The sequence below is a fragment of the Ramlibacter sp. genome, assembly GCF_013697775.1.
In the GTDB taxonomy this organism is placed as follows: domain Bacteria; phylum Pseudomonadota; class Gammaproteobacteria; order Burkholderiales; family Burkholderiaceae_C; genus Ramlibacter.
In genome coordinates, this window is record NZ_JACCWG010000354.1 from 1 (window position 1) to 12176 (window position 12176).

Genomic DNA, 12176 nt, shown 5'->3' on the forward strand with positions numbered 1-12176 from the left:
CCGAAGGACCGCCCGGAAGTCGCCATCCGGACCGGCCGCGCCGGCGCGGCGCTGTTCTGCGTGCCCGGCGCCGGCGACAGCGTTGTCGGGTTCGCGCCGCTGGCAGCGGTGCTGGGAGACGACTTCTCCCTGTACGGCCTGCAGCCGCGCGGCACCGATGGCGAGCTGGTGCCGCATTCCAGCGTGCGCGCGGCGGCAACGCACTACGTGCAGGCGGTCCAGCGGGTGCGCCCGCACGGGCCGCTGCACCTGTTCGGGCATTCGTTCGGCGGGTGGATCGTGTTCGAGATGGCGCACCAGCTGCGCGCCCTGGGCCGCTCCATCGCCTCGCTGACCATCGTGGACAGCGAGGCGCCCGACGGCAGGCAGAGCGGCCTGGGCGAGGAGCACGGCGCCGGCCAGGCGCTGGCCCGCTTCGTCGAGGTGCTGGAGCTGGCGGCCGGGCAGCCGCTGGGGGTGGATGCGGCGTCCCTGGCGCGCCTGCACCCGGCGGCGATGCGCAAACAGCTGCACGCCGCGATGGCGCGGTCGGGCCTGCTACCCGCGCGGTCCAGCCCGGATGTGCTGGTCGGTCCCATCCGCACCTTCGCGACCGCCTTGCGCACCAGCTACCGCCCGCCGCGCGTCTACGACGGCGTGGTGCGGCTGGTGCTGGTGGCGGACACGCGCTTCAGCGCGGAAGACAACCAGCACCACCAGATCGCCTGCCTTTCCGGCTGGCAGGCCTGGGCGCCGCAGACCCGGCTGTGGATCGGGCCCGGCAACCACATGACGGTGCTGAAAGACGCGAACGTGCGGGCGCTCTGCCGGTGGTGGACCGACGCGGTCGCCACCGCCGACGCGGCGCACTGAGCCGAGTCCGGGGTATCAGCCGCCGCGCAGCCGGCCGTGCACGAAGCGGCCCAGCCGCGCGACGCCTTCGCGGATGCGCTGCGGATCCGAATTGCTGAAGGCCAGGCGCACGCGGTGCGATTCCCCATCGTCCAGCGCGAAGAAGGACAGCGGCATCACGATGACGCCGTGGTCGCGCGTGCAGATCTCCGCCTCGGCCCGCCCGAACGCGAAGGGCAGCGACAGCACCAGGAAGAACCCGCCCTGCGGCTCGTTCCAGCTGATGCCGGCGTCCGCGCCGAACTCGGCCTGCAGCGCCTGCACCATCGCGTCGCGGTTGTGCCGGTAGAACGCGATGGCCGGAACGATGCGGCGCGCCAGGCTCAGGTCTTCCGCCAGCAGCACGCCGCCGACCACCGCCTGCGCGATCTGGCTGGTGTTGACCGTGACGAAGCTCTTGGCCTGCGACACCGCGCCGATGAATGCCTTGGCCGCCGCCGCGTCGCCGAACAGCGTGGGCGGCACGATCATGAAGCCCACGCGCAGGGCGGGGCACAAGGTCTTCGCGTAGGTGCCCAGGTACACCACGCAGCCGTGCGCATCGAGCGAGGCCATGCGCGGCTCGGATGTGCCTTCGTAGCGGAACATGCCGTAGGGGTTGTCTTCCAGGACGACCACGCCTTCGGCCGCGCTGATGGCGATGATCGCCTCGCGCTCGGCGCGCGAAAGCACGGTGCCGGTGGGGTTGTCGAAGTCCGGCACCAGGTACAGCGCCCGCGGGCGCTTGCCGCGCTGCCGCGCACCCCGGATCGCCGCCGTGAGGGCATCAGCGACGGAATCCGCAGCTGCGCAGGAGAAGTGCACGATCTCGATACCGTTGATGTCTGCCACGCCGGTGATGCCGATGTAAGTGGGGCTGCGCACCAGCAGCACGTCGTCCGGCTCGCGGCACAGCGTGGTCACGCACAGGTCCATCGCCTCCTGGCAGCCGGCCGTCACGATCACGTGGCCGGCCTCGCTGGCCACGCCTTCGTCACGCAGCGTCTGGATCGAGATCAGTTCGTTGATGATGCCGTTGGTGCGGCCGTACTGCGCCAGCTGCTTGAACGTGTCGTCGAAGCTGCCGCCCAGCCTGCCCTGCAGGTGCCGCACGAACTCGGGAATGCGCTGCATGTACTCCTGCGCACCGAAGAAGGCTTCGGCCGGGCGGCCGGACGCGAACGACAGGGCCTGCGGGTTGTCGCCGGCGATCTCGTTGAGGAAATTCATGACGTCGAGGCGCGACGCCGCGGCGGGGGCGGGCGTGGTGGGCATGGTGCTGGTTCCTTCGGTGTCAGGGCTTGCGCGCCTGCACCAGCGAATAGTAGGCGTAGGTGGGCGTGGCGCGGAAGTCCACGAAGCCGGCCTGGGCAAGCAGCTGCCGGAACTCGCTGGCCGTGTACTGCCTGCCGCGCTCGAACAGCAGCAGCGTGACCGAGCAGCAGGCCACGGCCAGCGGCCCGCTGCGGTCGTCGTCGAGCAGCATTTCGTGCAGCAGGATCGAGCCGCCCGGCCGCAGCGCGTCGAAAGCGCGGCGCGCGAGACCGGCGCAGGTGTCCAGCTCCCAGTCGTGAAAGACGTTGCTGAACAGAACGGCGTCGCGCTGCCCGGGCCAGGCCGACTTGAACATGTCCCCCGGACAGCACGCGACGCGGTCCGACAGGCCTTGTGCCGCAATCGCCTCTGCGCCCACCTTGCACACCGGCGGCAGGTCGAGCACCGTGCAGTGCATGTGGGGATGCGCCGAGGCGAGGGCGCAGCACAGGGCACCCGCGCCGCCGCCCACGTCCAGCAGCTCGCCGATGCCGGCGAACACCGGCTCGCGCGCCAGCGCGGCGGCGGCCGGCCCGGAGAGCTTGCCCATCTGCTGCGAGAACCAGCGCGCGTTCTCCTCCGACAGCGCCTCCATGTTGACGGCGATCTCGTGCGTCGCCTGACCGGGTTCGCAGACGGCGCGGCGCAGGGCGGTCAGCGCATGGTCGCCGGCGGGCACGGGCGGGCCGCGGTACTTCGGCGACGCGCGCAGCATGTGGGTGCTGCCCATCTCGGTGCAGGCCAGCACGCCGTCGGGCGCGATGCACAACAGGCCCAGCGCGGCGCACACCGACACCAGCACTTCGCAGGCCCGCAGGGACACGCCGAGCGCGGGCGCCAGCGTGGTGGCCGTGCACTCCCCGCCGGCGATCCGCTCGAACAAGCCGAGCTCCAGCGCCAGCGCCACCGTCGGCAAGGCCTGGCGGCGCGCCTGCTGGTCGTATGCGGCGCGCTCTTCCATGCTCAGATGACCTGGCGCACCACGTCGTCCTCGGTGGCCGGGACGAACCAGCGCGGCCCGCCGAAGTACATCGGCAGCTCCTGCTTCTTCACGAAGATGTCCATGGCGATGGAGATGCGCTCGTTGGTGCCGACGTTCGGGCGCACCTCGTGGCGCAGGTAGCTCGGGAAGAAGATCATGTTGCCCGGCTTGGGCGCCCGGGAAATCCGCCAGTCGTCGTCCCACAGGCTGCTGATGCCGTTGGCCTTGCCGCCGTGGCTGCGGTCCATGAAGCCCGGGCGGTAGTAGATGGTGTGGCCGGCCTCGGCGGAGTCGACCAGCGTGCCGTCTTCCCAGCCGGTCGTCACCGTGTAGTGCGCGCTCGCGAATGCCGGGTCGTGGTGGTGCAGGGTCAGCGACTGCCCGGGCCGCAGGATGTTGGCCCAGCAGGAGATGCCGGTGATCTCCATGCCGGGGTCGCCCGCCATGCCCAGCGTCTCGATGAACGCGCCGTAGCCCTCCAGCACCAGCCGGCGCAGCTCCCTGCACTCGTCATAGTCCCAGTTGAGCACGTTGTATTCGAGCCAGAGCGTGCTCAGGCCCTCTTCGAGCCCCGCCACCTTGAGCGGCTTGCCCTTGCGGACGATTTCGCGCTCCATCTCCAGGATGATGCGGCGCAGCCCCGCGTTCAGCTCGCGGGCATCGGGCTGCTCGAGGGTCAGGATCGAGGTGGGCCACCAGGCGAGCGACTTGAACTGTCGGTCGGACATCGGTACCTCCTCAGGCCACCGCCACGGGGGCGACCGGCACGGGGGCCGCCGCGCTCTCCCAATGGAAGCCGTCCTGCGAAGGCACCAGGCCGTTCGAGGTCATCGGCAGCTCCTTGGGCCGCTCGTTGCCGAAAGCGGCCTGCATCTGCAGCTGCGAGATTTCGCTGGTGAAACCCTGCATGAACTTGGCCGGATCGAACTTCGACTTGTCGAACTCGGGCGCGACGTCGGGCTTGACCTTCTGGTTGGACAGAACGCCCTGGAACCAGTCGCCGAAGCCGGCGCGCGCCTGGAAGTACTCGGCCGAGTTGAACAGCGGCTCGTCGTCCGACGACACCCCGGCCACCAGCCGCACGAAGGCTTCGTTGCCGACTTCTTCGGTGTTGAGGATCTTGCGCGCCTGCCAGAAGTACGAGTCCTCGTCCTGGTGCATGTCGTAGAAGGCCGTGAGGAACTGGTAGAAGTTGCCGTACTCGCGGCGGTAGCGGCGCTCGAATTCCTGGAAGCAGGCGTCCTCGGCTTCCGCGCCCTTCAGGCAGGTGTTGATGGAGCGGGCCGCCAGCAGCGCGGAGTAGGTGGCCAGGTGCACGCCCGAGGAGAACACGGGGTCGATGAAGCAGGCGGCGTCGCCCACCAGCGCCAGGCCCGGCTTCCAGAACGCGGTGTTGCAGTACGAGTAGTCCTTGCGCACGCGTAAGCCCGCGTACGTGCCCTCGGTGACCTGGCGCGCGCCGCCCAGGTACTCCTTGATCATCGGGCAGGCGTCGACGAAGTGCTTGAACGCTTCCTCCTGGCCGCTTTGCATGATCTTCGACGCGTCGCGCGACACGACCGCGCCCACGCTGGTCAGCGTGTCGGACAGCGGGATGTACCAGAACCAGCCGTCGCGGAAGGCGCAGCACAGGATGTTGCCCTCGTTGGGCGGCGGCAGGCGCTTGCCGTGCTCGAAGTAGCCGTAGAGCGCCACGTTCTGGAAGAACTGCGAGTACACGCGCTTGCCGATGTCGTCGTTGTGGTACTGCGCGCCGTTGCCGCCCGAGTCGACGATGTAGCGGGCGGTGGCCGTGCGCTTGTTGCCCTGGTCGTCCACGTAGTTCACGCCCGTGGCGCGGCCGTTCTCGAAGACGATCTTCTCCACCGCGTGCTTCTCGCGCACGTCCACGCCCTTGCGCCGGCTGTTGTCCAGCAGCATCTTGTCGAACTTGGCGCGTTCCACCTGGTAGGCGAAGCCGCCCGGCGCGTCGGGGTTCTTGGAGAACGCGAAGGTCCAGGGCGTCGGGCTCTTGCCCCAGCGGAAGGTGCCGCCGCGCTTGCGGGGGAAGTTGGCGTTCTTGATCTCGTCGGTGAGGCCCAGCATGGCGCAGATGCCGTGCACGGTGGAGGGCAGCAGCGATTCGCCGATCTGGTGGCGCGGAAACTGGTCGCGTTCCAGCAGCAGCACCCGGTGCCCCTGCATCGCGATGAAACTCGAGGCGGTGGAGCCGCCCGGGCCGCCGCCGATCACGATGGCATCGAAGTCTTCGTTTGCGGGATTGCTCATGTCAGTTGCACCTTTTCACTGGTTGGTTGCTGAAGTCGTCAAGGCCAGGGTCATTGCCCGGCCGAGCGCATCGGCGTGGACTTCGACCATCGTGCGGTGGTTGCCCTTGACCGCAATCTTTCGAATGCTATGAGCAGGCAGGACCTTGTCCCACCCCAAGAACTCGTAGTCCGGGCCGGCCTTATGCATTTCCTCCTCGGCCACGAAAAGGTGCACCGGCACGTCCACCGGCGGCGGCGCGTAGTGGCCGATCGCGTTCTCGTGCGCCACCAGCCGCGCCAGGTACTGGCGCCCTTCGGTGGCGTTCATGCGGGAAATGAAGTGCGGCAGCAGCCCGGCACCGGCGCAGCGCGCGAACAGGTCGTCGTAGGCGATGTCGCCGGCCAGCGGTGCCAACGCGTCCAGCGCCCGCCGCTTTTCGGGCGCGCTTTCGGCCTGCGCCTCGCAGGCGAATATCAGGACGCCGTGCGGCGTGTCCGGCCGCGCCACGGCTGGCCCGTCCTCCGGCACCTCTGGGCCCGCCACCGTGTCCAGCAGGCCGATGAATTCCACCGCCTCGCCGCGCGCACGCAGTTGGGACGCGATCTCGTAGGCGAGCATGCCGCCGAACGACCAGCCCGCCAGCCGCACCGGCCCTTCCGGCTGCACGGTGCGGATGATCCCGGCCATGCGCTCGGCCAGCGCCGGCAGGGTCTGCAGCTGCGGGCCGTCCAGCGGCATGCCGGGCAGGCCGTACACCGGGATGTCGGCATCGATGTGCTGGCCGATGACGGGGAAGTACATGTCCAGCCCGTGCGTCTCGTGCACCAGGAACAGCGGGCGCTGCGTGCCGGTCTTGCGCACCGGCACGATGCTGTCCACCAGTTCGCCGAGCGCGTGCTCCAGCGCCTGCGCCTTCAGGTGGGCCGCGAGCGAGGCCACCGTCGGGTGCGGAAAGATGTCCATCACGTTGATGCGCAGGTCGTCGCGCCGCAGCATGCCGACCACCGTGGGCAGCAGCATCGAATGCGCGCCCAGCTCGAACACGTTATCGTGCCGGCCCAGGCGCTCCACCTTCAGCACCTCGGACCAGACGCGCGCCACGATGCCCTCGAGCTCGCCTTCCGGCGGCTCGTGGCGGCGCGCGGCCTGCGCGGCGCCTTCGGCATCCGGCAGCGCCTTGCGGTCGAGCTTTCCGTTGGGCGTGAGCGGCAGCGCGTCGAGCCGCACATAGGCCGAGGGCACCATGTGGTCCGGCAGCAGCCTGGCCAAGTGCGCGTGCAGCTCCTTGGCCATCTGGCGGTTGTCCGGGGCGGCGGGCTGGTCGCCGCCCAGGATGTTGGCGAACACCTCGTTCCAGTCCAGGTCGTCGGTCGGCAGTGACTCGGTGTAGTAGGCGACCAGCCGCTTGCTGCCTTCGCCATCGTCCTGCGCCAGCACGGCGGCTTCGCGCACGGAAGGGTGTTCGGCCAGCTTGGCTTCGATCTCGCCCAGCTCGATGCGAAAGCCGCGGATCTTCACCTGGAAGTCGTTGCGCCCCAGGAACACCAGGTTGCCGTCGGGCTGGCGGCGCGCCAGGTCGCCGGTGCGGTACATGCGGGCGCCGGGTGTGGCGTCGAACGGGTCTGGAACGAAACGCTCTTCGGTCAGCTCGGGCCGGTTCAGATAGCCGCGCGTGACGCCGGCGCCGGCGATGCAGATTTCGCCCGGCACGCCCAGCGGCGCCAGCCGACCGTGCGCGTCGAGCAGGTGGATGCGGGTGTTGGCGACCGGATGCCCGATCGGCACCACATCTGTCTCATCGCTGCCGCAGCGGTGCGCGGTGGACCACACCGTGGTTTCGGTCGGCCCGTAGGCGTTGAAGACCGCGCGGCCGCGCGCCCAGGCGGCGGCGACGGCCGGATTGGGCGCTTCGCCCGCCATCACCAGCGTGGCCAGGCGAGGCAGCACCGGTTGGCCGGGCGAGGGCAGCGGCATCGTCGCGACCAGCGCCGGCGGCAGCGTGGCGTGCGTGACTTCGTGCCGTGCCATGTAATCGGCCAGCGCCTCACCGGACCAGCGGTCGGGCGAGGTCGGCGCCAGCACCAGCGTGGCGCCGGGCACGAAGCCCATCACCAGCTCGAAGATGCTGGCGTCGAAGCTCTGCGAGGCGAACTGCAGCACGCGGCTGGTGGGCGACAGGCCGAACAGCGCGGCCTGTGCCGCCGCCAGGTTGGCCAGTCCCCGGTGCGTGGCCATGACGCCTTTGGGCTGGCCGGTGGAGCCCGAGGTGTAGATCACGTAGGCCAGGTGTTCCGACGTGAGGCCGAGCGACGCCGGCGGCAGGTTGCCTTCGGGCCCATCGGCCCAGGGCGGGTCCTGCACGTCTAGTGCGACGCAGCGGTGCTCGACGCCGTCGCCCAATGCCTTGGCGCCGACGGCGTCCAGCAGCACCACGGTGGGATCGCTGTCGTGCAGCAGGAAATTCAGGCGTTCGCGCGGGTAGTCGGGGTCGAGCGGCACATAGGCACCGCCGGCCTTCAGCACCGCGAGCAGGCCTACGACCAGCCCGAAGCCGCGCTCGGCGCAGATCGCAACCCGCGTGCCGGGGCCGACACCCAGGTCGCTCAGGTAGTGCGCGAGCCGGTTGGCCTGCGCGTTCAGCGCGCCGTAGGCCAGGCTGGCGTCGCCCTGCACCAGCGCCACGGCATCGGGTGTGTTCGCCGCGTGCGCCTCGAAGGCCTCGTGGATGCACTGCTCGCGCGCGAAATCCACGCCGGTCGCGTTCCATTGCGCGACCAGGCGCTGCCGCTCGGCCGCCGGCAGCACGTCGAGCGTGTCCAGCGGCGTCGCCGGTGCCTGCTCCAGCGCGCCGGCCAGCTGCGCCAGCGCGGCGTGCATCAGGCCGCAGACGCTGTGCGCGTCGGCGCGCGTGTCCACATGCACCGTCAGCTCCAGCGCCTCGCCCAGGTCGTCCACCGCCATGATCAGCGGCAGCTCGCTTTGCCGGTCCCCGCTGGCCACGCCGAGTCCCGCGTAGGGGTTGGCCTGGTGCTCCGGCGCCTGGGTGGTGGCGCTGTAGCGGTAGTTGAAGGATGCGTTGAACAGCGGCGTGGGTGCGGCGATGGCGCTGCAGCGCTGGGCCAGCGCGAGCGGCGCGTGCTCGTGGCGCAGCAGCTCGGACAGCAGGCGGTGCACCGCGGCCACGGCCTCGCGCACGCCCGTCGCGTCGACGCGGATGCGGATCGGCAGGCTGTTGAGGAACATGCCCAGCACACGGTCGGCGCCTTCGCCGCCGTGCATGCGGCCGAACAGCAGCGTGCCGAACACCACGTCGTCACGGCCCGAAACGCGCGCCAGCACCAGCGCATAGGCCAGGTGGCACAGCGTGGCCACGCTCACGCCCGCGGTGCGAGCGCAGCGGCGCAGGCGCTTGGCGAGGTCGTCGTCCAGCCGCTCGCACACCACCTCGACCTCGGACAGCTGGCCTTGCAGGTTGGCCAGGCCGAACGGCGCCGTGGGCTCGTCCACGTCGCCCAGCATCTTGCGAAAGAACGCCTCGTGTTCCTCGCGCGGAATCCCCAACCGCGCCTGCGCCACGAAATTGCGGAACGGCAGCGCCGGCGGCAGGTGATCGGTCTGGCCCAGCAGGTGCGCCACCACCTCTTCGTGCAGCAGCTCGTTGGTGGTGTGGTCGCCCCACAGGTGGTGGGTGGCCTTCAGCATCAGCCAGCGGCCGCTGGCCGCGTCGTGCGCAATGCAAAGCCGGATCAGCGGCGCCTGCGCCAGATCCATGCGGTGGTGCCTGGGATCGAAGCGGCGCTGCAGCTGTTCGGCGACCGGCCCGTCCGCCGCACGGGCTTCGAACAGTTCGACCGCCAGCGGCGCGGCGCGCCACACCACCTGCACCGGCTCGGGCAGGTCGTCCCACACGTAGGCCGTGCGCAGCACGTCGTGGCGATCGACCACGGCCTGCAGCGCGCGCACGAAGGCATCGATCTGCGCGCGGCTCTCGAACGGGATCACGCTGGTCTCGATGTACATGTCGCCTTGCGGCGCCGTCTGGTGATGCAGCAGGATGCCTTCCTGAAGCGGCGCCAGCGGGTAGATGTCCTGTACGTTGCCAGCGCCGCCCGGCACCGTGGCCACGACGCGGTCCACCTGCGACTGGGTGAGCTGCACCAGCGGCAGCATCGCCGGTGTGATGGCGCGCGCGCCGGCCGGAATGGCGTTGGGCGGCACCACGAACTGCGCCGCGCGCGCGGGCCGCGCGCCGCCGTTGCGGATCAGTTCGATCAGCGCGGGCTTGTTGTCGCGGATGCGTTGGATCAGGGCCTGGTCGCTCAGCGCGTTGCGCTTGCCCTGCACGACCAGGTCGTCCTCCTGGACCGACAGCACCACGCCCTGGTCCTGCAGATAGTCCAGCACTTCGGCTGCGTTCATAGCTTGATCTCCATGTCTTCGGTGGCGGCGGCGAAGGCCGCCAGGGTGGGGGCTGCAAACAGGGCGCGCACGTCGGCCGAGAGGCCGTGCCGGCGCATGTTTTCGATCATCCGGATCACCTGCAGCGAGTGGCCGCCGAGGGCGAAGAAGTCGTCGTGGCGGCCGATGCGCTCGACCTGCAGCAGCTCGGCCCAGATGGCGGCCAGCAGCGTTTCGGTCTCGCCCTGCGGCGTTTCGTAGTCGGTGGTGGCGTAGGCCTCGCCGTCCGGCGCCGGCAGCGCCTTGCGGTCGAGCTTTCCGGCGGTGGTCAGCGGCATCTGCGGCAGGCGCACATAGGCCGCGGGCACCATGTGCTCGGGCAGGACGGCCGAGAGCGCCGTGCGCAGCGCCTGGGCATCGATGCCTTCGCCGGCAACCACATAGGCCACCAGGCGCTTGTCGCCGGCGCCGTCCTCGCGCGCCAGCACCACCGCGTCGTGTACGCCCGGCTGCCGGGCCAGCGCGGCTTCGATCTCGCCCAGCTCGATGCGAAAGCCCCGCACCTTCACCTGGAAGTCGTTGCGCCCGAGGAACTCCAGCGCGCCATCAGGCAGCAGGCGGGCGAGGTCGCCGGTCTTGTACATGCGCCCGCCATGCAGTGGGTCGAACGGGTCGTCCAGGAAGCGCTCGGCCGTCAACTCGGACCGGTTCAGGTAGCCGCGCGCCACCCCCGCGCCGCCGACGTACATTTCGCCCGGCACGCCCACCGGTACCGGCCGGCTCTGCGCGTCGAGCACATAGACGCGCAGGTCCGGGATGGGTTGCCCGATCGGGCTGGCCGCTGCCTGTTCGAGGTCCGCGGCTGCCAGTGGCCGGTACGTCACGTGCACCGTCGTCTCGGTGATGCCGTACATGTTGACCAATTGCGTCGCGGCGTTCACCGGGCGCTGGAACCAGGGCTTGAGGGTCGCCACCTCCAGCGCCTCGCCGCCGAAGACGACGGTGCGCAGGCGGTGTGCCAGCACGCTGTCGGCCTGCGCCGCCACCAGCTGGCGGAACGCGCTCGGTGTCTGGTTCAGCACCGTGACGCCGGCCTTGCACAGCAGCGCGTAGAAGGCGGCCGGGCTGCGCGTCAGCGCCTGCGGCACGATCAGAAGCTGGCCGCCGTGCAGCAGCGCGCCCCAGAGTTCCCACACCGAGAAGTCGAAGGCGAAGGAGTGGAACAGGGTCCAGACGTCGTTGTGGTCGAAGCGGAACCAGGGCTGGGTGGCGGTGAAAAGGCGCGTGGCGTTCCGGTGTTCCACCAGCACGCCCTTGGGCTGGCCGGTGGAGCCGGAGGTGTAGATGACGTAGGCCAAGTGGTCCGGCGTGGCCAGGGGTTCGGGCCGGTGCGTGGGCAGGTCGGCCCAGAGCGCGGCGTCGGCCTCGAGGTCGAGCACCGGGACCGATGCGCTTGCGAGTTCGGCGGGCACGTCCCCATGCGTGAGCAGCACCAGGGGCGCGCTGTCGGCGAGCATGAAGCCCAGGCGCTCGGCGGGGTAGGCCGGATCGAGCGGCACATAGGCGCCGCCGGCTTTCAGGATGGCGAGCAGGGCGACCACCATTTCGGCGCCGCGCTGCGCGCACACGGCCACGCGCGTGTCGGGCCCCACGCCCATGGCGCGCAGGTGGTGCGCCAGGCGGTTGGCCTGGGCGTCGAGGCCGCCGTAGCTCAACTGGCCGCGCTCGTGCAGCAGCGCAATCGACTGCGGGCGCAGTGCGGCCTGTGCCTCGAAGCGTTCGTGCAGGCAGCCCGGGGTGTCCTGCGGGGTTGGTGCGGTGCGGTTCCAGCCGGCCAGGACCTGCTTGCGCTCGCGCGCCGGCAGCACGTCGAGCCCACGCAATGGCGCCTCGGGCGCGCTGTCGAGCGCATCCGCGAGCTCCTCCAGCGCACGCTGCACGAAGTCGCAGATCCGCAGCGGATCCAGCGGCTGCTGCACCTGCGCCGTCAGCCGCAATCCCTCGCCCTGGTCGTCCACGAACAGGCAGAACGGGTAGTTGGTACGTTCCCCGGCCTCGGCCAGCACGCCGCGCGCCGGCGCGTCCGCGCCCTGCGGCGGCGCTGTGCTGTGGCGGTAGTTCAGCAGCGAGCTGAACATCGGCGCCGCGCTCGGCAGCGCGCTGCAGCGCCGGGCCAGCTGCAGCGGCGCATGCTCGTGCCGCATCAGTTCCGCCAGCGACTGGTGCACGGCGCGCACGCTGTCGCGCACGCCCGCGTCGCCGATGCGCACGCGCAGCGGCAGCGTGTTGAGGAACAGGCCCAGCACCCGGTCCGCGCCTTCGCCGCCCTGCATGCGGCCGAACAGCACGGTGCCGAACACCA

7 protein-coding genes are annotated in these 12176 nt (G+C 70.5%); 1 reads left to right on the forward strand and 6 read right to left on the reverse strand.

Annotated elements, in window-relative coordinates:
- On the forward strand, nucleotides 1-852 hold an 852-nt coding region (locus H0U68_RS17900), incomplete at its 5' end, for an alpha/beta fold hydrolase (RefSeq protein WP_296358053.1).
- A gap of 15 nt (nucleotides 853-867) precedes the next feature.
- Here the strand turns inward: H0U68_RS17900 and H0U68_RS17905 are convergent.
- The 6 genes from H0U68_RS17905 to H0U68_RS17930 all read right to left on the reverse strand — a co-directional run.
- Nucleotides 868-2145 (reverse strand): PLP-dependent aminotransferase family protein, encoded by a 1278-nt coding sequence (locus tag H0U68_RS17905; protein WP_296358055.1) that lies wholly within the window; start codon nucleotides 2143-2145, stop codon nucleotides 868-870.
- A gap of 19 nt (nucleotides 2146-2164) precedes the next feature.
- A complete protein-coding gene (locus H0U68_RS17910) occupies nucleotides 2165-3145 on the reverse strand; it encodes a methyltransferase (protein WP_296358057.1) in 981 nt (326 codons plus the stop codon).
- Nucleotides 3146-3147: 2 nt separating this feature from the next.
- Nucleotides 3148-3894, reverse strand: coding sequence for a putative 2OG-Fe(II) oxygenase (locus H0U68_RS17915; RefSeq protein ID WP_296358059.1), 747 nt, complete (start codon nucleotides 3892-3894; stop codon nucleotides 3148-3150).
- A 10-nt stretch (nucleotides 3895-3904) separates the two neighbouring features.
- Nucleotides 3905-5434, reverse strand: coding sequence for a tryptophan 7-halogenase (locus H0U68_RS17920; RefSeq protein WP_296358061.1), 1530 nt, complete (start codon nucleotides 5432-5434; stop codon nucleotides 3905-3907).
- Nucleotides 5435-5449: 15 nt separating this feature from the next.
- Nucleotides 5450-9835, reverse strand: coding sequence for a non-ribosomal peptide synthetase (locus H0U68_RS17925; protein WP_296358062.1), 4386 nt, complete (start codon nucleotides 9833-9835; stop codon nucleotides 5450-5452).
- Nucleotides 9832-12176 (reverse strand): amino acid adenylation domain-containing protein (locus H0U68_RS17930; RefSeq protein WP_365732068.1); only part of this gene is annotated, 2345 nt, incomplete at its 5' end. The genes H0U68_RS17930 and H0U68_RS17925, both read right to left, overlap by 4 nt.

Excerpts from the sequence above, each read along its gene's own strand:
- H0U68_RS17925 (WP_296358062.1), bottom strand. The coding sequence starts at position 9,835 with ATGAACGCAGCCGAAGTGCTGGACTATCTGCAGGACCAGGGCGTGGTG.
- H0U68_RS17910 (WP_296358057.1), bottom strand. The coding sequence starts at position 3,145 with ATGGAAGAGCGCGCCGCATACGACCAGCAGGCGCGCCGCCAGGCCTTG.
- H0U68_RS17920 (WP_296358061.1), bottom strand. The coding sequence starts at position 5,434 with ATGAGCAATCCCGCAAACGAAGACTTCGATGCCATCGTGATCGGCGGC.
- H0U68_RS17905 (WP_296358055.1), bottom strand. The coding sequence starts at position 2,145 with ATGCCCACCACGCCCGCCCCCGCCGCGGCGTCGCGCCTCGACGTCATG.
- H0U68_RS17915 (WP_296358059.1), bottom strand. The coding sequence starts at position 3,894 with ATGTCCGACCGACAGTTCAAGTCGCTCGCCTGGTGGCCCACCTCGATC.